Raw genomic sequence first — 20,212 nt, forward strand, 5'->3', positions numbered from 1 at the left:
GTGCGGCTCGTGCGGTAACTGACCGACGACGCCCCGGGCGAGGTCCGTGAGGGGAACCCTGAGGGACTCTGATTCCCTCAGGGTTCCCCTCACGGACGGCAAATCCGCCCGCGGCAAGAGCTGCGGCGGCCAAGGCCACGCGACTCCGCCACGCATGGCGCTGCCGCCCCAGGTGCCCGGCTTTGGAAGCCAAGTTCGAGAGAGGGCCCCTCGCAGCACGGCCTCGTGAGTGGCAGTGCCGGTTCTAACCGGCATAAACACCCACGAGAACGCTAGTCCAGCGGACGCGCGCCGAGGTGGTCCGAGAGCAGCTTGCGCGCGATCTGCTCCGGGTCCTCCTCCGCGGGCGGCGGCGGAGGCGGCGGGACCGGGCTGGAGTCCTCGGAGTAGATGTCGTCGTCCTCGTCCGAGGGTTCGGGCGGGAGCGGGATGTCCGGCTCGCTCGTCGTGACGCGAGGGCGGCTCGGCGCTTCCGCTGCGGGCTTCGGCGGTGCCGGAGGCGCGGCAGCGGGCGCCGGAGCCTGCGCCGATGCGGACGGACGTGTGAACGACCGTTCCGGAGCCGGTGCCGCCGCTTGCTGCCGGGGAGCCTGCCGCGCCGGAGCGGCGGCCGGGGCCGCGCCGTGCACGCAGCGGACCTGCCAGTCGCCGCCGAGCACCTCGCTCAGCCCGGCCGCGATCTTGCTCGCGTTGCCCTGGTCGCTCAGCCGCCGGGCGAGCGGTTCGGACTTGTGCGTCAGCGTGACCGCGGAACCGTCGACCTCGGCGACCGCGGCCTGCGTGAGCATGGCTTCGAGCGCGCGACCGCCGGTGAACTTCCGCAGCGACGCCAGCAGTTGCGGCCACTTCTCGCGCACCTTGGCCGCGTCGATCCCGCCCGCCGCCGGGGCTTCCTCAGAGGCAGCCGGAGCGGGAGCTTCGGGAGCAGGCGCGGCAGCCGCCGGAGCAGGCGTTTCAACGGGAGCGGCCGGACGGCTGACCTCCGGCCGAGCCGGACGCGCGGGTTCCTCCGCGGCCGGACGAGCCGGAGCCTCCACAGCCGGAGGCGCGGCGGGAGCTTCCTGAGCCGGACGCTGCGAAGGCCGCTGGAACCGCGCCGGAGCCTCCGCCGGAGCAGCGGAAGCGGCCGGGGCGGACGCGGGACCGGCATTAGGCGCGGGAGCAGGAGCAGGACCAGGGGCGACAGCGGGACCAGCCGGAGCGGGCGCACCAGCCGGACGTCGCTCGAGCCGTTCGATCCGCGCCAGCAAGGCTTTCTCCGCCTCGGTGACCGACGGCAGCAGCATCCGCGCGCAAAGCAGCTCGAGCACGAGCCGCGGCGAGGTCGCGCCGCGCATCTCGAGAAGTCCACTGTGGACAATGTCGGCGTAGCGGGACAACGTGGCCGGGCCGAGCTTCTCGGCCTGCTCGGTCATCCGCTTCAGCTCGTCGTCCGGCGCGGCGACCAGGCCGCGTTCGGCCGCTTCCGGGACCGCGCGCATCAGCAGCAGGTCGCGCAGCCGGTCGAGGAGGTCGGTGGCGAAGCGGCGCGGGTCGTGTCCGGCGTCGGCGAGTTTCTCGACGGTGCCGAACACTTCGGACGGGTTGTCGTTCGCGAGCCCGTCGACCACCGCGTCGATCAGCGCGGTGTCCGTGACGCCCAGCAGCGACACCGCTCGCGGGTACGTGACGCCTTCCGGACCGGCTCCGGCAAGCAGCTGGTCCAGCACCGACTGGGTGTCGCGAGCAGAACCGCCGCCAGCGCGGATCACCAGCGGGTACACCGCCGGTTCGACCGTCGCGCCCTCGGCCGCGACGTTGCGCTCCAGCAGTTCCCGCATCGAGCTCGGCGGAATCAGCCGGAACGGATAGTGGTGCGTCCGCGAGCGGATGGTGGTGAGCACCTTGTCCGGCTCGGTGGTCGCGAAGATGAAGATGAGGTGCTCTGGCGGTTCCTCGACGATCTTCAGCAGGGCGTTGAAGCCCTGCGTCGTGACCATGTGCGCCTCGTCGATGATGAACACGCGGTAGCGCGATTCGGCGGGCGCGTAGAACGCCTTGTCCCGCAGTTCGCGGGCGTCGTCCACCCCGCCGTGGCTGGCCGCGTCGAGTTCGGTGACGTCGACGCTGCCGGGGCCTTCCGGCGCGAGCGCGCGGCACGAGTTGCACTCGCCGCACGGATCCGGGGTCGGGCCTTGGACGCAGTTGAGCGAGCGGGCCATGATCCGCGCGCTCGACGTCTTGCCGCAGCCGCGCGGCCCGGAGAACAGGTACGCGTGGTTGATGCGCCCGGCGGCCAGCGCCGTGCGCAGCGGTTCGGTCACATGCTCCTGGCCGACGACCTCGGCGAAGGTCGCCGGACGGTACTTCCGGTACAGCGCGAGAGCCACGTGCCCGAGACTACAGTGAGCACGGTGAGCCCCTCCCGTTCCGGTCGCGGCCGTGCGCCGAGCGGCCCGCGACCGGGCACTTACCCGGTGCGGTTCGGGACCGCCGAGCTGCTGCGCGACGCCGATCGGCCCAACGCGTGGATGCTTTCGGTGGACGGGGTGGCGCAGTCCTACGTCGATCTGGACGACCCGACGAATCTGGAGTTCGACTACGTGCGCCGGCTCGGCGATCTGGTCGACTTTCTTCCTCCTGGTCCGCTCGACGCGCTGCACGTCGGCGGCGCGGGCTGTTCCCTGCCGCGCTACGTCGCCGCGACGCGACCGGGCTCGCGGCAACTGGTGTTCGACGCCGACGAGCCGCTGATCGACTTGGTCCGCGAACAACTCGAGCTGCGCAGCGTCCCGAAGCTGCGGGTGCGGATCGAGGACGGCCGCGCGGGCGTGCGCAGCAGGCACGACTCGACGGCGGACTTGATCGTGATTGATGCCTTCGAACGCGCGACGCTGGCTGGCGGTTTAGCGACCGTCGAATTCGTGACGGACGTCGCCCGCGTGCTGCGGCCGGGCGCCACGATGCTGGCGAACATTTCCGACGGGCCTGGGTTGCGGTTCGCGCGCCGGTTCATCGCGACGCTGGCGGAGGTGTTTCCGCACGTCGTCCTGCTCGCCGAACCGAGCGTGCTGCGCGGGCGGCGTTTCGGCAATCTCGTGCTGGCGGCTTCGCGGCTTGAACTGCCGACGGCGGAGCTCACCCGGCGCGCGGCGTCCTCGCCGTATCCGGCGCGAGTGGTGCACGGCGATGAGCTGCGTCAGCTTCGGGGGAAGGCCGCATCGGTGTCCGACGCGGAAGAGTTGCCCTCGCCGACGCCACCAGACGATGTCCTCGGCCTGTTCTGAACCCGAGTTCAGGGCATAAAAAAAGCGGGTTCCCCCCGTACCCGCCAGAGCCCGCTTATCCTTGCTGCCTTCCGGCCCTGGGGAAGTTCACAGGGTGGACGCCACGGGGGGTCCCCGCAGACGACTATAGCGGACTCGGTTGCGGCGCCTCCGACCCCCGCGCCACCCCGGCCCCGACGAGGTCGAGCACCTCGCGCACCGACGCCGGGTCGCGGGCGTCGAACGGATGCACCGGGACGCCGTCGCGCACGGTCAGCGCCCAGCGCACGTCGTGCAGCGGCCGGGTGAGCAGGCCGTCGAAGCAGTTCACCCCGACCACGAACGGCAGCCGCAGCCCTTCGACCGCGTCGAGCACCGGGTAGGCGTCGGCGATCCGGCGCGGATCGACCACCACGAGCACGGCGTCCGCGCCCCGCACGAGGTCCGGCCAGCGGAACCAGAACCGGGCCTGCCCTGGCGCGCCGAACAGGTACCGCCGCCGCTCGCCCTCGCCGAGCCTGCCGAAGTCGAGCGCCGCGGTGGTCTCGCCGGCGTCGGTGCGCACCGGCGCGATCTCCGAAACGGCGTGCACCGCCGTCGTTTTCCCGGCTCCGGCCGGGCCAAGCACGAGGATCTTCACGGGTCAGGCGAACGCGGTGTTCTTCAACTCCTCGACCAGCGCGGGGGTAAGGACTTCGGACGCGCGGTTGGCGAACATCGCCATCTCGTAGGCGATCGTGCCGAGGCTGGCCTGCTTGTTGGCCAGCACGCCGAGCGAGCAGCCGATGCTGATGGTGCAGACCACCAGGTAGCCGCGTTCCAGTTCGACCACGACCTTGTCCGGATCGCCGAGGGGATGGCTTTCGGACACGCTCTGGGCCAGCGCGAGCATCGCCGAGCAGGTCGCCGCGAGCCGGTCGGCGTCCGCGCGGTCGAGGTCCTGCGACGCGGCGATCAGCAGCCCGTCCGCGGACACGGCGAGCGCTGCGATCGCGCCCGCGGTGTGCAGCGCGAAGCGGTTGACCAGCCAGTTGAAGTTCTGCGCGGCGGCGGGAACGGTCATGATCCTCCTTGATCGGCCTGCTGAGCGGTGACTTGCTGTGCTTTGGCGACGCCGTCGGAAAACGAGTCGAAGGTGGCCCGCTCGGCGGCGGGATCGCGCAATTCGCGGCGCGGCAACGGGGTGCGGACGATCTGCGGCAGTTTGAGACCGGGGGCCAGCTGGGCACCGGGGACGCGGCGGTAGACGCCGTCGCGGGATTCCGGTGCCACCACGGTGAACTGGTGCGTCGGGGACGGGTCCGTGACGTCCTTCGCTTCCGAAGTATCCTTTTCGGACTCTTCAGTTTCTTCGGGCTCTTCGGGCTCTTCGGGGAGTTCCAGCGTTCCGGCGCGCGAGGCGAATTCCGGCTCCGCCTCCGGCCATTCCGGTGTCCCGGCCTGCTCCGGCTCTTCAGGTTCGGGTTCCGGCGGGTCGATGAACCACCGGAACCCGGCCGGAGTCGGCGCGGACAGCGCGGCGATCGCGGGCGCGGGCAGCAGCACCGGCCGCGGGTCGGGGACCTGCCCCGGCTCGAAAAGCCCTGGCCCGCGACGGAAATCGACGTCGCGGGTGAACAGCGCCTGCGGCACCGAGACCCGGGCCGTCACGCCACCGTCCGGAGTGGACTCCAGTTCGACGCGCAGCGAATGCCGCTGGGCGAGCCGCCCGACCACGGCCAGGCCGAGCTGCTGTCCGGACGCCGCGTCGACCGGTTCGGCGAGCCGCCGGTTCTCCTGCGCCAGCCGTTCCGCGGACAGCCCGACGCCGTGATCGGCGATGCGCACCAGCAGATCGCCGGACGGCTGGAACTCGGTCGAGATCTCGACCGCGGATTCCGGCGGCGAGAACGCGGCGGCGTTTTCCAGCAACTCGGCGAACAGCAGCACCAGGTCGATCCCCAGCGACGGCGCGAGCAGCGCCTCCGCCAGTTCGTCGAGCCGGATCCGGGACTCGTCGTCGATTTCCGCGGCGGCCGAACGCAGCGCGGTGGCCAGTTCGATCGGACCGCCGACCCGGGTTTCGTCGCGATTGCCGGTCACCACAAGCAGATCGTCGGCAGTGCGGCGCAGCCGGAGCGCGGCGTGTTCCACGCGATGCAGCCCGGCGAGCAACACCGGATCGTCGGCGCTGCGCGTCAATTCCTCGACCACCGTGCGCTGGCCCGCGACCAGGTTCTGCGTGCGCTTGGCCGCTCCGACGAGCAGCTGGACCCCGGCGCGGCGCGCGTTCGCCTGCTCGGTGACCGCGTCCGCCGCGGAACCGCGGAGCCGGTTGAACGCGGCGGCCAGCTCGGCCAATTCGCCGCCGGTGCCGGCTTCGAGAGCGGGCAGCAACGGTTGCGGCGGACCCGATCCCGGCTCGGCGACCTGAACCAATTCAGCGGCGGCGAGATCGGCAGTCGAGCGGGCTTGGCCGCTCAGCCGGCGCAGCGGCCTGGCGACGGATCGCGCGGCCAGCACGGACAATGCGGCAACGAGTCCGAAAAGGACAATCGCGGCGCCGCCGACGAGGAACGCCGTCCGGGTCGCGCTGGACGACTCCGCGGCGGCCGCGTCGGCGATCGCCCCGGAAAGCCGGGCCTCCACCGCGCCGCGCTGATCGGCGAGTTGAGTACCGGCAGTGACCACATCGGACACAAACTGCCGGTCTTGCCTCGGCGCGGCGGCCAGCCGGTCGAACTGTTGAGCCGTCGCCCCGGTCTCGACCGCGGCGAGCCGCGCCGCGTCCTGGCTCCCGGCCAGCCGGGCGAACTGTTCTCCGTAGACGGCAGCGCGCTGACCTGCGCGATCAGCTCCAGCGGACGCGATCAGCGCGGTCGCCCGGGCCGCTCGCTGCTCGTCCGCGCGCAGGAGTGCGTCGAGGACGTTGAGCCGCCGGGCACCGGCGCCGTCCGAAGTGGCCAGTCCCAGCGCGTCGATCACGCCGACGGACATGGAATCGTAGCCAGACGCCGCATCAGCTACGGAAACCTGACGGTTGAGCACGTTCTGCCGCAGTTTCGACAGTGCTCCGCCCGGGCTGACCAGGCTTTCCGCGACGCCGTGCGCAGCGCTGTCCACCGCCTGCCGCTGCCGGACGAGCGCCGTATCGGTGGCCGACGGGTCAGCGACAAAAGCGGCCGTGAGCAGGCTTTCCCGCTGCAACTGTCCGATCAGGCCGCCCGCCCGCTGCGCCCGGGCCGCGGTGTCCGAAGTGGTCGCGGCCGTCGACGCGGCGGTGACCTGGGCAAAGACGAGCGGAACCGCCGCCGCTACGACCAGGACCAGCGGCGCTACGACCACCACGGTCACTCGCGCTTGCACAGTGCGGAGTCCGAGGCGGTCGAGGAGCCGCGCAGCGGATTCGTGCGACCGGGCCGAGCCGTCGCGCATCCACGTCACCTTCCGTTCCCGAGGAGTCCCGACGAGACCGAGGCGTGGAGTGCACCGAACGGGGACACCCGCAGGAAGCTACTACTCTCAGTAGTACTCGTCGCGGTACGCACATGGTCGGACACCCCACGTCTGCGCAGAGCTTAGCGAGATCCGCAAGATCTAGACAATGCCCTCTTGTACCGTGTCGCGCCCTGACACGCTGGGGTTTTCCCGGCGAGCGGCACGCACGGGAGCATGCGCGAGAGGAGAATGGCCAAGATGCGCACCGCACCTGTCGCCGCCGACGTCGCCGCAGCCCACCTCCGCCTCCGACCACACGTCCGGTGGACGCCGCTGTTACGCACCGAAATCGACGGTCGTCCGCTCGTCCTCAAGCTCGAGCACCTGCAGCGGTCCGGTTCGTTCAAGCTGCGCGGCGCGGTGAACGCCCTGCTCAGCGGTCCTAAGCCGAAGCGAGTGGTCACGGCGTCGGGCGGCAACCACGGCCTCGGAGTCGCCACCGCCGCGCAGGCGCTGGGCATTCCCGCCGTCGTCTACGTGCCGGAGTCCGTGCCCGACGCGAAGGCCGCCGGCATCGAAGCGGCGGGCGCGAAGCTCATCCGGCATGGCACGGCCTACGCCGAAGCCGCGGCAGCCGCGCTGGCGGTCGCCGAGGAACCCGGCACCCGCTACCTGCACGCGTACGACGACGCCGACGTGATCGCTGGCCAAGGAACCGCGACCGCGGAGATCGTGGCCGACGCTCCGGACGTCGACGCCATCGCCGTCGCAGTGGGCGGCGGCGGGTTGGCGTCCGGCGCGACGCTGGCGTCCGGCGGCCGTCAGGTGTTCGCGGTGGAGCCGGAGCGCTGCCAGGCACTGCACGCCGCCCTCGCCGCGGGCGAGCCGGTGGACGTCACCATCGACTCAGTCGCCGCCTCCGCGCTCGGCGCGACTCGCGTCGGCGAGTTGGCGTTCGGCATCCTCGACTCGCCGTCCGTCACGTCCGTACTGGTGTCCGACGCCGAGATCCTCGCCGCGCGCGACCTGCTGTGGCGCGACTTCCGGCTCGTCGTCGAACCCGCCGCCGCGGCTCCGCTGGCCGCCTGGCTCGCCGGGCGCATCCCGGCCGAGCTGCCGTGTTTTGTCTTGTGCGGAGCCAATATCTCGGTCAGCTTTGAGTGAGGTCGTACACCTTCGCGCCGCCGACCGAGGTGGCGTGGAAATGCTGCTCGACCCAGGTCGTGATCTTCCCCGAGGTGCCGCGGCTGCCGCCAGGGCCGCCGCGGCCGCCCCGCGCGGAGACGACGAAGTAGTGGATGTCGCCGCTCGCCACGTACTGCTGGAATTGCGCGAGCGTCGGCGCGGGGTCGCTGCCGCTGAAGCCGCCGACCGCGAGCACCGGTTTGCCGCTGTTCAACGCCAGCCCGGCGGCCTGCATCGCACCGGTTTCCGCGGCGGCCCACTTCGTCGTCGTGGTCTCCAGCAGCCGATTCAGCTCCACATTGGACTGTTGCGGTCCGCCGAAACCGGTGCGGCCCTTGTGCTGGCTTTGCGGCCCGGACGCCGGACTTCCGCCGGTGTGCGCCGTCGACGCGGTGGCCACGGTGAAAGACGCCATCCCCAGCAACGCAGCCACGATCGCCAGCCCTGCGACGACTCGCCGAGCAGTCCCGATCAGCAACGCGACCATGCCTAGGACGCCGAGCACCAGCACGGTGTACCGCACCCACGGCTGCCAGTTCGGCGTCCGGTGCAGCAGCACAAAACTCCACGCGACTGTCGCTGCCAGCATCACCGCAAGCACCACCCGCGGTGCCAGGTAAGCGCGACCGCGCCACAGTTCAGTCGTGGAAATCGCTACGGTGGCGGCGATTCCCGGCGCGAGCGCAACCGTGTAATACGGGTGGATGATCCCGCTCATGTAGCTGAACACGAGCGTGCTGATCACCGTCCAGGCACCCCACAGCAGCAACGCCGCCCGCGTGCGATCAGTGCGTGGCGCTCGCCGGGTGAACCACAACCCGGCCACCAGACCGATCAACGCCGCGGGCAACAGCCAGGACGCCTCGCCGCCGAATTGCTGAGTGAACAAGCGAGTCAAGCCCGCTTGGCCGACAAAGCCATGCTCAGCGCCGGGAAACTCCGGCAATTTCGGTTTCGCGTCCCCGCCGTGCGACTGCCCGAAAATCCGGCCGAGTCCGTTGTACCCGAAGGCCAGTTCCAGCACGCTGTTGTTCGTCGAGCCGCTGATGTACGGCCGATCGGCCACCGGCCACAACGCCACCGCGAGCACCCACCAGCCCGCGGAAACCACCACCGCACCGGCAGCGGCGAGCAGTTGCCACACTCGCCGTCCCATCGACGTCGGCGCAGCCACCGCGTACGCGAGCACGAAGGCGGGCAACACCAGGAACGCCTGAAGCATCTTGTCGAGGAATCCGAAACCGATCGCAACGCCCGCCAGCAGCAACCACTTCGTGCTCGCCTTTTCCAGCGCCCGCACCAGGAAATAGCCACCAGCGACGAGGAGCAGCACGAGGAACGCGTCCGGATTGTTGAACCGGAACATCAAGGCGGCCACCGGAGTGAGCGCGAGCAACGACCCCGCCAGCAGCCCCGCCACGGGACCGGAAAGCCGCCGCACCGCCAGATACAGCAGGCCCACCGAGCCCACGCCCGCCAGCGCGTCCGGCACCAGCATGCTCCAGCTGGAGAATCCGAAGATCCGCCCGGACAATCCCATCATCCACAGGGAGAGCGGCGGTTTGTCGACGGTGACCACGTTGCCCGGATCAAGCGAGCCGAAGAACCACGCTTTCCAGTCCCACGTGCCCGCTTGCACCGCCATCGCGTAGAAGTCGTTGCCCCAGCCGGAAATCGCGACATTGGTGAGATACAGCGCGGCAGTGCCGAGCAGCAACACCGCGACCGCGGGGCGAACCTAGCGTGGCGTGCCCACCATGGCGGGCGCGTCGACAGTCGTCATGCCCGCGATTCTCACGGTCCGGGCTGTGCGCGGGCTGTGAATCGCTCACGAGGCAGTGTTGCCACCGTCACGCAATTGCGGGAAAGAAGCGACGAATTCGGTCCGTCCCGGTCCGCTGGTGACCATCACCCGCCCGGAATGCGCGGCCACGACCGCGGCGACAATCGCCAGGCCCAGCCCAGTACTCCCGGCAGCGCGCGAACGGGAATTGTCGCCGCGGGCGAACCGCTCGAATACCTCGGGCAGGATGTCCGGCGGAATTCCCGGCCCATCGTCCACAACGGACAAAGTGGCCCATCCGTCTCGTGTGGACAGTGCGGTCGTCACCGTGGTGCCCGCGGGCGTGTGCGTACGGGCATTGCCGAGGAGGTTCAGCACCACCTGGTGCAGTTGCCCGGAATCGCCCAGCACCGCGATGGGTTCGCCGGGGAGTTCCAGCAGCCACTTGTGTTCCGGTCCGGCGACGTGCGAATCGGCGACCGCGTCCGCGACCAGGCGGGACAAATCGACCGGCTGGTGCACCACCGGACGTCCGGAGTCGAGCCGGGCGAGCAGCAGCAGATCTTCCACGAGCGTCGTCATCCGCGCCGATTCGGATTCCACCCGGCTCATCGCGAACGCGATGTCCGGCGGCACCTGTTCGCCGCTGCGCCGGGTCAATTCCGCGTACCCGCGAATCGCGGCGAGCGGCGTGCGCAATTCGTGGCTCGCGTCCGCGACGAACTGCCGCACCCGGCTTTCGCTGGCTTGGCGGGCGGCGAGCGCCTCGGCGATATGGCCCAGCATCCGGTTGATCGCCGAACCGACCTTGCCGACCTCGGTTCGCGGGTCAGTGTCCACTTCGGGCACTCGCTCGGACAGCGCGACCTCGCCGCGGTCCAGCGGCAGTTCGGAAACCCGGGAAGCGGTGGCGGCGAGCCGGTCCAGCGGAGCCATCGTGCGCCGGATCGTGACCGCGCCGGCGAACCCGGCGACGAGAATGCCGCCGAGCGCGACGCCGCCGAAGATGAACCCCAACCGCCACAACGTTTCCGTGACCCGAGTCATCGGCAACCCGATCACGGTGAACTCGCCGCGCGGCGAATACGTCGAGACCACGCGGTATTTCCCGAGATTCCCGGGAAGCTCGACTGTACGGCGCTGGCCGTTCGGCGCGAGCACGAGCAAAACCCGTTCCTGCTCCGTCGTCAGCTGAACGAGGCCGAGCGGGCCGATCACCTGCCCGTTCACGTTTCCGTCGTGCACGGTCAGGCTGAGCGTCCCCTCGGGCTGGCCGAGCACGCGCAGCGGATCCGGCGGCACCTTGCCGGTGCCGTTGATGGGCGGCCGCGGCACGCCGTGCCGGAACCCGCGATCGCTCGCCGCCGCCAGCTGTACGTCGAGCTGCCCGACGAGAAAACTGTTCAACGCGAGTTCGGTGACCACGCCGACCACGACGCAGACCAGCGCGAGCAGCGCCGCCAGCTGCATGATCAGCCGGCGGCGCAACGACCACGGACGGCGGCGCTCAGCCCGCGGCGGGTTTGAGGACATACCCGGCGCCGCGCATGGTGTGGATCATCGGTTCCCGATCGGCGTCGATTTTCTTGCGGAGGTAGGAAATGTACAGCTCGACGATATTGGCCTGGCCGCCGAAATCGTAGCTCCACACGCGGTCGAGGATCTGCGCCTTCGACAGCACCCGGCGCGGGTTGCGCATCAGGTAGCGCAGCAATTCGAACTCGGTCGCGGTGAGCGGCACCAGGTCGCCGCCGCGGTGCACCTCGCGGCTGTCCTCGTCCAGCGTCAAATCGCCGACCACGAGCTGCGACCCGGTCGACCCGGAAACGCCGCCCGCCCGGCGCAGCAGCGCGCGCAGCCGCAACGCCACCTCTTCGAGGCTGAACGGCTTGGTCACGTAGTCGTCGCCGCCCGCGGTGAGCCCGGCGATCCGATCCTCCACCGCGTCTTTCGCGGTAAGGAAAAGAACGGGCAGATAAGGCGTTTCGGCGCGCATCCGGCGCAGCACCTCGAGCCCGTCGAAATCGGGCAGCATCACGTCGAGCACCACGGCGTCCGGCCGGAAATCGCGGCCGACGCGCACCGCCTCGGCTCCGGTGCCCGCGCTGCGCACCTCCCAGCCCTCCATCCGCAGGGCCATCGACACGAGTTCGGCCAGCGTCGATTCGTCGTCGACGACCAGCACACGGACCGGGCTGCCGTCCGCGCGGCGCAGTTCGGCCTTGCCCCGGCCGGCAGATGCGGCGTTCACACTGCTCATGGTGCCATCTTCGGGGCCAGCCTTCAGGTCGAGCTGTGCCCCGGCTGTGCGTTTCCTGTGCGGTGTTCCCCCGCATGGGCGCACAGGTGTCCCCCACGTCCGGCACAGCTTCCGCACAGCGGCCGCCCCGACGCTCGGGAAGAACCAGCTCGAACGTTCCGGAGGAGACCATGACGACCGATCCAGCACAGGGCGCGACCTGGGGAGAGCAGCCTGCTCCCGCATCCGGCGGCAGCGGCCCGGGGAAAGCGTGGTCGGGCCGGAAGACCGCGATCGCCGCGGGCGTCGCGGTCGTGATCGCGGTGGGCGGCGGACTGGCGATCTGGGCGGGCACCAGCGGCACCAACGCGACCGCGCAGCAAGGTCAGGGTCCCGGCGGCTTCGGCGGCCCGGGAGGACCCGGCGGACAGGGCGGTTTCGCCGGTCGCGGAGGCATGGGCGGAATGGCCGCGCTGCGGGACGCGCTGCACGGCGACTTCGTGGTGGCCGATCCCGCTGGCGGGTACGTGACCGAACGCCTGCAGACCGGGACGATCACCGAACTCAGCGCCACCTCGGTGACCCTGACGAGCAAGGACGGCTACAAGCAGAGCTACACGCTCGATTCGTCGACCAGCAAAACCGGTTCGCCCAAGTCCGGCGACAACGTCACGGTGGTCGCGAAGGTCCAAGGCGCCACGGCCACCGCGACCTCGCTCGGCGAAGCCCAGCAGTTCGGCAACGGGCAGCCTCGCCGCCGCGGTTAGTCGCTCGAAGGGAACCTTGAGAGACTTCCTCGAGGTTCCCTTCCGAGCGAGGAGGCTGTCGTGAAGCGGTGGATCACGCTGGCGTGCGGTGTGGTGCTGGTGCTCGTCGGCGCGGTGTGGGTGCTGCAGGGCGTCGGCGTGCTGACCGGCAGCTTCATGACCGGCCAGAAGCTGTGGTTCCTGATCGGGCTGGTCGCGTTCCTGGTCGGCGTGGTCCTCGTCGCGGCCACCACGTTCCGGAAACGCACGCACTGACTCACCGGGTGAAGACCTCGAACACCGGGTAGCCCGGCGCGATCTCCCGCAGCTTCTCTTCCGGAGCCTTCGCGTTCACGCCGTCGAAGAACGCGCCGACCTCGAACGCCCAGCGCTTGAGGTACGAGCGCAGGATGACGGGCTTCTCCTCGTTCGCCAGCTCGCGGTAGGTGAAGGTCTCGGTGCGGCGCCCGACGGTCAGCTGGCCCTCGCCCGCGGCGCGGAGGTTCCGCACCCACTGCGTTTCGCCGCGCGCGGCCACCAGGTACTGCTTGCCCTCGAACGGCAGCAGGTTCACCGGCACCTCGCGCAGTTCGCCGGACTTGCGGCCGCGGACGCCCAGCACCCGGCTGCCCCACACGCTGAGGCCGAGTTTGGTGAGCCCGCGGACCATGCCGTTGAACGTCGCCATCGTCTTGCTCGGTTCGAGGTAGCGGGTGCTGGTCATGGGGTCCTCCTCGGTTTGCGAGAGCGGTGCTCTCTGTTGTGAACAGTGAACACCGTCGAACTGTCGCCTGTCAAGAGCAGTGCTCTCGATTTTGCACAGCGCTCTCAACCGAGGCACACTGATCGCATGACTGCCGCACCCCGGACCGCCCGCGAACGGGTCCGCGCCGAGCTGACCCGCGAGATCAAGGACGAGGCCCGCCGCCAGCTGGCCGAGGTCGGCGCGCTCGGGCTTTCCCTGCGCGCGGTCGCCCGTGAGCTCGGGATGGTCTCCTCAGCGCTGTACCGGTACTTCCCGAGCCGAGATCACCTGCTCACCGCACTGATCGTCGACGCGTACAACGCCGTCGGCGAGGCCGCCGAACAGGCCGATCCGCACACCGGCGACCCGCGCACGCGCTGGCGGGCCATCTGGCGCGCGACCCGCGATTGGGCCCGCGCGAACCCGCACGAGTACGCGCTCATCTACGGCTCGCCGATCCCCGGCTACCAAGCTCCGCAGGACACCGTCGGACCCGCCGGACGAGTGGCGTTCGCACTGGTCGCCGTGCTGCGCGACGCACATCCGCACGAGCCGGCGGTCACCGCGCCGATGTCGGAAGAGCTGCGCGCGCAGGCCGATCAGCTCACCCAAATCCTGGAGATCGACGCCCCCGCCGAGGTCGTCATGCGTGCCATCGGCGCCTGGACGCAGCTGTTCGGCGCGCTCAACTTCGAGCTGTTCGGCCAGTACGTCGGCAGTGTCGACCCCGCCGACGCGTACTTCGAGCACCTCATCGGGCAGATGGCGGACTTCGTCGGTCTGTAGTCCGGGGTAAGTTCGCCGTGGCGCTAGAGCGAAAGGCGGGTTCGACGTGACGGGATGGGCCGGACGGGTCGGCAGGATCCGGGTGATCGGCACCGGCGTGATGGGACGAGGCATCGTCCAGCTCGCCGCGACCGGCGGAGCCACCGTGGAACTCGCGGACGCGGCACCGGACGCGGTGAACGCGGCGATCGAGCACGTCAGCGCGATGGTCGACCGGCTGGTAGCCAAGGGCAAACTGGCCGAGGACGCCGGCCGCGCGGCGAAGGACCGCCTGGTCCCGGTCGACGGCCCGCTCGCGCCCGCCGAGGGTGTGGATTTGGTGATCGAAGCCGTCCGCGAAGACCTGGAAACGAAGCAAACCCTCTTCGCCGGTCTTGAGAAGGTCTGTGGCCCGGACACCATCTTCGCGACCAACACCAGCTCGCTGTCCGTCACCGAAATCGCCGCCGGGATCACTGACCCCGCGCGCATGATCGGTCTGCACTTCTTCAACCCGGTCCCGCTGATGCGCCTGGTCGAGGTCATCCCCGGTGCCCGCACCGCCGACTGGCTGCCCGGCGAAGCGCTCGAACTGGTCCGCGGCTGGGGCCACGAACCCGTACTGGCGAAGGACGCCCCCGGCTTCCTCGTCAACCACGCGGGCCGCGGCCTGAACACCGAAGCCCTGCAGATTCTTTCGGAATCCCTCGCTTCTCCCGCCGAGATCGACCGCATCGCGCGCGACGTCCTCGGCCTCAAGCTGGGCCCATTCGAACTGCTGGACCTGACTGGCCTGGACGTCTCGCACGCGGTACTGGAAAGCATCTGGAGCGGCTTCCACGCAGAACCCCGCCTGCGCCCGTCGTGGCTCACCCGCCCGCGCGTCGCCGCCGGGCTCTTCGGCCGCAAAACCGGCGAAGGCTTCTACCGCTATACCGACGGAAAACAAGAACTCCCCGCGGAAGCCACCGCCCCGCCCGCGCCGACCATGCCGGTCTACGCCGCCGACGAACGCCTGGGCCGCCTCCTGTCCGCAGCAGGCGTCGACGTCGTCCCAGACGCCTACCCCGACACGGTTCTCCTGGTGACCCTGCGCGGAGAGTCCACTGTGGAGGCTGCCCGGCAGTTGGAACTGCCCGCCGCACGCGTCTGCGGAATCGACGCCCTTGGCTACGAATCGCGCTTCACCATGTCTGTCCATCCTGGACTGGACCCCCACTACGGTCGCGCCGCCTGGGGAGCGCTGGCCGCGACCGGCACCCCGGTAACGGTGGTCCGCGACGCCGCCGCTCCCATCGCCCAACGCCTTCTGGCTTCGATCATCAACACGGCCTGCTACATCGCCGACCAGGGTCTGGCGGCCCCCGCGGATATCGACGCCGCCGTACGCCTAGGCCTGGGCTATCCCCGAGGCCCGCTGGAATGGGGCGATCTCGTCGGCCCGGAGAAGGTCCTCCGAATCCTGAATGGCTTGCTGCGCGCCACCGGCGATCCTCGTTACCGCCCGAGCGGTTGGCTGACCGAACGAGTGGCGCTGGGCCTGCCGCTCGCCTCCACCGGCACCCGTCCGGCTGATCTGGCCTGATTTTTGTCGGTGGTGCGCTGTAGCTTTTTTGGCATGAATGTTCTGGTGGAGGACGAGAGACATCAGGTAGTGCTGGCGGATTCGGAGGGGAGCGAGTTTTGCGTCGGGGCTGCTTCGGCTTAGCTCGCTCGCCTGCCGCGGATTAGCTTGCGATGCAGCGAGTTCCGCCGCGAAAGGGTTTTCACGCGCCAAAGTTCCCGCACAGAATCCCTTCACCGCCACGAAAACCGCGCCAGCCCTTCCGTCAGCCCGGCGAAAGCTGTCAATGCTTGTCGGATGCCCGTTTCGAGCTTGACGCTCACCGTGCCGCCGAGGTCGCTCTCCAACGCCTCGCAGCGATACAACGGAGTGTCAAGGAAAACAGGGGCGAGCGGGCCGGATCGCAGCAGTGTCGAGGCGCGTCATCGGCTGGCTCCCGCGTACTGGTCCAAGGCAGCGAGGACCGTGAGTGCGTCCCGAAGCGCCGCGACGTCGTGAGTCCGGATGAAATCGACGCGGTGGCTGGCGGCGTACAGCTCAGCGGCCAGGCTGGCCGGACCGATCTCCGCCAGCTCGCGTCCGGTGATCGCGCGCAGGAACGACTTCCGGGACGGCGAGACCATGATCGGGACACCGAACCGGGTCCTGATCGCGCGGAGCGCGCCCAGCACTGCCAGCGACGGTTCCGGCGTGGCGCCGAGAAAGTATCCGAGCCCGGGATCGATGATCAGCCGTTCGCGGTCGATGCCCGCCGCTTGGAGCGCGGCAAGCCGCTGGTCGAAGAACTGCTCCAGCGCCGTCAGCACCGTCTGCGGGTCGGTGCGCACTTTGGTCGCGGGTCCCCGCCGCTGCACCGAGTGCATCACGACGAGGCGGCATCCGGTATCAGCCAGCTCCGCATACCGCGCGGGGTCCGGAAATCCCTGGATGTCGTTGAGAAACGTGGCTCCACGAGCAGCGGCGAACCGGTGGGTCTGGGACTGGAACGAGTCGACCGACACGGGGATGCCGTCGGCGACCAAATGGTCCAGGACCAGGTCGAGGCGCCGCACTTCCTCGTCGGCGGTCACCGGCGCGGCACCCGGATGACTGGCCGCGGGGCCGAGTTCGACGACGTCCGCGCCCGCCGCCAGCAATCGGCGCGCATGCGCGAGCGCGTTCGCCGGCGTCAGGAATCTGCCGCCGTCAGAGAACGAGTCCGCGCTGACGTTGACAATTCCCACCAGCTGAGGCCGGTGCCAGGATTCTCTCGAAAAGGCCAGAGGTCGAACCATCGCCGCGTCTCCCGGATCTCGATCCCACAAGAGCCCAGGCGCACGGCACGACGTCACGTCGACGAGGCCGCTCCCCGATGGTGATCCATCTTCACACGCCAGTCACAGCCTAGCGACACAGTAACAAGAAATCCCGGTGCAGAGCTACCGTCGGCCGAGCGATGGCGCACCGACGGCAGCACCGAGAACGACTCACCACCGGTAGTCCGTGGTCACCCCATTCCGGAAAATCACATACCCGCCACGGAAATCGCTTCGGGCACCCCCGCTGATCGGATATTCATCCGAGGTAGGCAACCCCAGATACCCGTTCTCCCACCCAAGCGCGGCCCACCGCTTGCGGATCTCCCCCTGCACCATGTGCGCCCCGGTCCCAGCACTCCAGTAAATCGAGCCACCGCCGGTGAAGTGGTTGTACCGCGCGATCCCGTTAGGAGTACCGGTTTCATCGGTAGTCGGATACCCCATCCCTCGCTCCCAGCCGAGCGAGGCCCACTTGTCCCGAATAGGCCCACCGACCTGATGCGCCCCAGTAGACGACGTCCAGTAGATAGACCCACCAGTGAAGTGGTTATACCGCCCCGCCCCATCCGGCGTCCCAGACTCATCCGTAGTCGGGTAACCAAGCCCCCGCTCCCAACCCAGCGAAGCCCACTTGTCCCGGATCGCCCCGCCGATCTGATGCGCCCCACCGGAAGGCGTCCAATAGACCGACCCACCGGTGAAGTGGTTATACCGCCCAATCCCGTCGGGAGTCCCAGACTCATCGGTGGTCGGATACCCAACCCCGCGCTCCCACCCAAGCGCAGCCCACTTGGCCCGAATCTGCCCCTGGATTGAATGCGCACCGGTAGAAGCCGTCCAGTAAATAGAAGCAGCCTGACTACCAGGCGTGCCAATCAAATGGTTATACCGCCCAACCCCATCCGGAGTACGAGTCTCATCAGTAACCGGCGGCCCGTAAACCTGATGCCCGCCGATCGCTAGATACCGGGCCAGAATCTGCCCGCCGATCTCATGCACCCCGGTAGCCGCGGACCAGTACAACCGGCCATTCGCGTAAACCCGATACCGCACCGGACCGTCCACAACCTCAGGACCCGTTGGCGCGCCAAGCAAACTCCGCAACCCAGGCTCAGCCGCATACCGCTGATCAATCGCCGTCACATAGTTGGCGGTAAGCGTCATGTCACCAGGCCCAACGGTGATCGACCACGAAGAGGTAGCCGGACCGCCCTGCCAACCGGTGAACTTGGAGACCCCGTCAGTGCCGACCAACGCCGCGGTCACATCAAACGTCGCACCCTCTGTGACCATCGCACTGCTGACGCCGCCCTCGCTCGGAATACTCAACGCGGCAGGCTGCGTCCCCACCAACGTCAACCGATGCTGGCGCGGGTAAGCGACATACGTCTTACTGGCCTGCACGCCCGCGCTATCGGTAACAGTCGCGGTGAACTCCATCCGAGAGTCAGTGTGATCAGTAAACGGCACCGTCAACGTAGGCCCAGTCGCCCCATCACCGGGATGTACGTGGCAGGCACCAAGGTCCGGACAGTGCCGAATCAACGACGTCCACGTAACCGGAAGCGCCCCATCCTCAACGTCAGTAGCCGCGGCAGACAACGAAACCGGCTCACCCACCGCAAAAGTCTTGTCCGGACCGGTCAAAGTCAACACCGGCGAGTGATTACCAGGCGCGACAGCAATCTTCGCCGTCCCAACCCCGCCGAGCGGATCCGACACCGTCAAGGTCGCGGTGAACGAAGCACCATCACCGTACTGATGACTGACCTGAACCCCAGCACCAGTACTGCCGTCGCCGAAGTCCCAGGCATAAGTGAGCGGATCGCCGTCAGCATCAGTAGAACCGCTGGCATCAAAGGAAACCGTACGAGTATTCGGATCCGTCGAAGAAGTGGCCTTAGCCACCGGCGGAGCGTTGTTCGTCGAGTAGCTCAACCGCCGAAGCACCCCGGAGTTCAGGTCGCTGAAGACGATATCCCCGTTAGGCGCGGCGGAAATCCGAGTAACCCCACCGACATTCTGGAACGGAGCCGGACTCGCGGGAGCTTGCGTGAGCTTGCCCTGAGCGTCGTACCGCAGCGTCCAGATCTTCTGCCCCGCGTAGTCCCCGAAGAAGTACGCACCCTGGTAAGCAGCCGGATAAGTAGTGCCCCCATACACAATCCCGCCAGTGACACTGTTGCCCTGCGCGGGACCGGTGCCATGCTGGTAGTCCCACAACGGCGGAGTGTTCACGACCGAAGCACAACGCGCGTCAGTCGAATAACCCGGCGTGGGATGGTTCCCCTCGTAGCAAGGCCAAGCGAGATTCGCGCCAGGCTGCACGACGTCCAGCTCTTCCCAGGTGTACCAGCCGACGTCGCCGACCACCGGCAGCCCGCTCTTCGGGTCGAGGCTGAACCGGAACGGATTGCGGAAACCGCTCGCGAACACCTTGCTGCGAGCGGAATCCGGCGCGGCAGCGTTGTAGTACGGGTTGCTCGGCACGCCCTTGCCGTCCGCGGTGAGGTGCAGGATCTTGCCGAACGGCGAATCGAGGTCCTGCGCGGCGAACGCGACCGGGTTGGTCTTGCCCGCGTCGCCGTTGTCGCCGACGGAATACCAGAGCGTGCCGTCCGGCGCGGGGTAAACGGTGTCGAGGCCGTGGATGTAATACGGGCTGCCGGGCAGGTCGAAAATCACCTGCTCGCCGGTCAGTCCGGAGGGATGGCCGTCGCCGTCGACCTGCACAGTGAACTTGGCGGCGCGCAACGTGTACTGGCCGTTGCCCAGCGACACCGAGCGGTTCAGGTAGATCTGGTGCGAGGTGGCGTAGTCCGGCGCGAGCGCGATGCTCGTGAGGCCCATGTCGCCCTGTGTCTCGACCGGGAAGGTCGCGATGCGCTGTGGCGCGCCGGCACCCGCAGCCGGGACCCAGTTGACGACGCCGGACTTGCCGAGCGCCAGCACGCTGTCGTCGGGCAGCCAGGCGAAGTCGGTGAACTCGTACTGTCCGAGCCCGGTGGGCAGGTCCCGCAGGACGAACCCCGGCGGCAGCGCCGGAGTGTCGGCAACTGCCGCCGGGGCGACCGCGATCGGAACCGCTACCGCCGCGAGTGCGGCCACGAGCAGGGAACGGAGCTTGCGCCAGGCCATCCATGGCCCCCTTTCTGAGCGTTTCGGTAATCGCTCAGAAGGGGGATGAAGTTGCCTCTATCGGGTGATATTTATCCGACCGTGACG

At 69.0% G+C, this 20,212-nt stretch carries 16 protein-coding genes, 1 other RNA gene and 1 riboswitch; of the genes, 6 read left to right on the forward strand and 11 right to left on the reverse strand.

Annotation, left to right across the window (positions count from 1 at the left end):
- Positions 1-272: 272 nt before the first annotated feature.
- Positions 273-2,369 carry a DNA polymerase III subunit gamma and tau gene (locus ABZX37_RS39975; RefSeq protein WP_354748694.1) on the reverse strand — a complete coding sequence of 699 codons (2,097 nt, stop codon included), beginning with the start codon at positions 2,367-2,369 and terminating at the stop codon, positions 273-275.
- Positions 2,370-2,456: 87 nt separating this feature from the next.
- Here ABZX37_RS39975 and ABZX37_RS39980 point away from each other — a divergent pair, with 87 nt between their 5' ends.
- Positions 2,457-3,266, forward strand: a complete 810-nt coding sequence (locus ABZX37_RS39980) for a fused MFS/spermidine synthase (protein ID WP_354748761.1) — start codon at positions 2,457-2,459, stop codon at positions 3,264-3,266.
- Positions 3,267-3,285: 19 nt separating this feature from the next.
- On the opposite strand, the gene ffs is transcribed toward ABZX37_RS39980, so the two are convergent.
- The 4 genes from ffs to ABZX37_RS40000 form a co-directional block, all read right to left on the reverse strand.
- Positions 3,286-3,385: signal recognition particle sRNA small type (ffs, locus tag ABZX37_RS39985), an RNA gene on the reverse strand.
- Positions 3,386-3,390: 5 nt separating this feature from the next.
- On the reverse strand, positions 3,391-3,885 hold the full coding sequence (locus tag ABZX37_RS39990; protein ID WP_354748696.1) for an ATP/GTP-binding protein: 495 nt from the start codon (positions 3,883-3,885) through the stop codon (positions 3,391-3,393).
- Positions 3,886-3,888: 3 nt separating this feature from the next.
- Positions 3,889-4,308 carry a roadblock/LC7 domain-containing protein gene (locus ABZX37_RS39995; RefSeq protein ID WP_009084595.1) on the reverse strand — a complete coding sequence of 140 codons (420 nt, stop codon included), beginning with the start codon at positions 4,306-4,308 and terminating at the stop codon, positions 3,889-3,891.
- Positions 4,305-6,659, reverse strand: coding sequence for a sensor histidine kinase (locus ABZX37_RS40000; RefSeq protein ID WP_354748698.1), 2,355 nt, complete (start codon positions 6,657-6,659; stop codon positions 4,305-4,307). Before ABZX37_RS40000 ends, ABZX37_RS39995 begins: the two co-directional genes overlap by 4 nt.
- Positions 6,660-6,920: 261 nt before the next feature.
- On the opposite strand from ABZX37_RS40000, the gene ABZX37_RS40005 reads away from it, so the two are divergent.
- Complete coding sequence (locus ABZX37_RS40005; RefSeq protein ID WP_354748700.1) at positions 6,921-7,826, forward strand: serine/threonine dehydratase; 906 nt, start codon at positions 6,921-6,923, stop codon at positions 7,824-7,826.
- Here the strand turns inward: ABZX37_RS40005 and ABZX37_RS40010 are convergent.
- The 3 genes from ABZX37_RS40010 to ABZX37_RS40020 form a co-directional block, all read right to left on the reverse strand.
- A complete protein-coding gene (locus ABZX37_RS40010; RefSeq protein WP_354748702.1) occupies positions 7,813-9,567 on the reverse strand; it encodes a glycosyltransferase family 39 protein in 1,755 nt (584 codons plus the stop codon). The genes ABZX37_RS40005 and ABZX37_RS40010 overlap by 14 nt on opposite strands.
- A 108-nt stretch (positions 9,568-9,675) precedes the next feature.
- Entirely contained in the window at positions 9,676-11,163 is a 1,488-nt protein-coding gene (locus ABZX37_RS40015) for an ATP-binding protein (RefSeq protein ID WP_354748704.1), read from the reverse strand.
- Positions 11,138-11,890: a response regulator transcription factor gene (locus ABZX37_RS40020; protein WP_043834561.1), complete on the reverse strand. Its 753-nt coding sequence runs from the start codon at positions 11,888-11,890 to the stop codon at positions 11,138-11,140. Before ABZX37_RS40020 ends, ABZX37_RS40015 begins: the two co-directional genes overlap by 26 nt.
- A gap of 170 nt (positions 11,891-12,060) precedes the next feature.
- Here ABZX37_RS40020 and ABZX37_RS40025 point away from each other — a divergent pair, with 170 nt between their 5' ends.
- Both ABZX37_RS40025 and ABZX37_RS40030 read left to right on the forward strand, forming a co-directional pair.
- On the forward strand, positions 12,061-12,636 hold the full coding sequence (locus tag ABZX37_RS40025) for a hypothetical protein (RefSeq protein WP_354748706.1): 576 nt from the start codon (positions 12,061-12,063) through the stop codon (positions 12,634-12,636).
- A 60-nt stretch (positions 12,637-12,696) separates the two neighbouring features.
- Positions 12,697-12,891, forward strand: coding sequence for a hypothetical protein (locus ABZX37_RS40030; protein ID WP_354748708.1), 195 nt, complete (start codon positions 12,697-12,699; stop codon positions 12,889-12,891).
- Between the two features lies 1 nt (position 12,892).
- On the opposite strand, the gene ABZX37_RS40035 is transcribed toward ABZX37_RS40030, so the two are convergent.
- Positions 12,893-13,339, reverse strand: coding sequence for a nitroreductase family deazaflavin-dependent oxidoreductase (locus ABZX37_RS40035; RefSeq protein WP_354748710.1), 447 nt, complete (start codon positions 13,337-13,339; stop codon positions 12,893-12,895).
- Positions 13,340-13,465: 126 nt separating this feature from the next.
- On the opposite strand from ABZX37_RS40035, the gene ABZX37_RS40040 reads away from it, so the two are divergent.
- Positions 13,466-14,146, forward strand: coding sequence for a TetR/AcrR family transcriptional regulator (locus tag ABZX37_RS40040; protein WP_354748712.1), 681 nt, complete (start codon positions 13,466-13,468; stop codon positions 14,144-14,146).
- Between the two features lie 46 nt (positions 14,147-14,192).
- Positions 14,193-15,710, forward strand: coding sequence for a 3-hydroxyacyl-CoA dehydrogenase (locus tag ABZX37_RS40045; protein WP_354748714.1), 1,518 nt, complete (start codon positions 14,193-14,195; stop codon positions 15,708-15,710).
- 401 nt (positions 15,711-16,111) lie between these two features.
- On the opposite strand, the gene folP is transcribed toward ABZX37_RS40045, so the two are convergent.
- Both folP and ABZX37_RS40055 read right to left on the reverse strand, forming a co-directional pair.
- On the reverse strand, positions 16,112-16,963 hold the full coding sequence (folP, locus tag ABZX37_RS40050) for a dihydropteroate synthase (protein WP_354748715.1): 852 nt from the start codon (positions 16,961-16,963) through the stop codon (positions 16,112-16,114).
- A 25-nt stretch (positions 16,964-16,988) separates the two neighbouring features.
- Positions 16,989-17,079, reverse strand: a riboswitch (ZMP/ZTP riboswitch).
- A gap of 76 nt (positions 17,080-17,155) precedes the next feature.
- Positions 17,156-20,125 carry a PQQ-dependent sugar dehydrogenase gene (locus ABZX37_RS40055; RefSeq protein ID WP_354748717.1) on the reverse strand — a complete coding sequence of 990 codons (2,970 nt, stop codon included), beginning with the start codon at positions 20,123-20,125 and terminating at the stop codon, positions 17,156-17,158.
- Positions 20,126-20,212: the final 87 nt, after the last annotated feature.

This window comes from Amycolatopsis sp. NPDC004079 (genome assembly GCF_040610415.1).
GTDB lineage: Bacteria > Actinomycetota > Actinomycetes > Mycobacteriales > Pseudonocardiaceae > Amycolatopsis > Amycolatopsis halotolerans.

Excerpts from the sequence above, each read along its gene's own strand:
- ABZX37_RS40005 (WP_354748700.1), top strand. The coding sequence starts at position 6,921 with ATGCGCACCGCACCTGTCGCCGCCGACGTCGCCGCAGCCCACCTCCGC.
- ABZX37_RS40035 (WP_354748710.1), bottom strand. The coding sequence starts at position 13,339 with ATGACCAGCACCCGCTACCTCGAACCGAGCAAGACGATGGCGACGTTC.
- ABZX37_RS40025 (WP_354748706.1), top strand. The coding sequence starts at position 12,061 with ATGACGACCGATCCAGCACAGGGCGCGACCTGGGGAGAGCAGCCTGCT.
- ABZX37_RS40020 (WP_043834561.1), bottom strand. The coding sequence starts at position 11,890 with ATGAGCAGTGTGAACGCCGCATCTGCCGGCCGGGGCAAGGCCGAACTG.
- folP (WP_354748715.1), bottom strand. The coding sequence starts at position 16,963 with ATGGTTCGACCTCTGGCCTTTTCGAGAGAATCCTGGCACCGGCCTCAG.
- ABZX37_RS40055 (WP_354748717.1), bottom strand. The coding sequence starts at position 20,125 with ATGGCCTGGCGCAAGCTCCGTTCCCTGCTCGTGGCCGCACTCGCGGCG.
- ABZX37_RS40015 (WP_354748704.1), bottom strand. The coding sequence starts at position 11,163 with ATGTCCTCAAACCCGCCGCGGGCTGAGCGCCGCCGTCCGTGGTCGTTG.
- ABZX37_RS40040 (WP_354748712.1), top strand. The coding sequence starts at position 13,466 with ATGACTGCCGCACCCCGGACCGCCCGCGAACGGGTCCGCGCCGAGCTG.
- ABZX37_RS39995 (WP_009084595.1), bottom strand. The coding sequence starts at position 4,308 with ATGACCGTTCCCGCCGCCGCGCAGAACTTCAACTGGCTGGTCAACCGC.
- ABZX37_RS40000 (WP_354748698.1), bottom strand. The coding sequence starts at position 6,659 with ATGCGCGACGGCTCGGCCCGGTCGCACGAATCCGCTGCGCGGCTCCTC.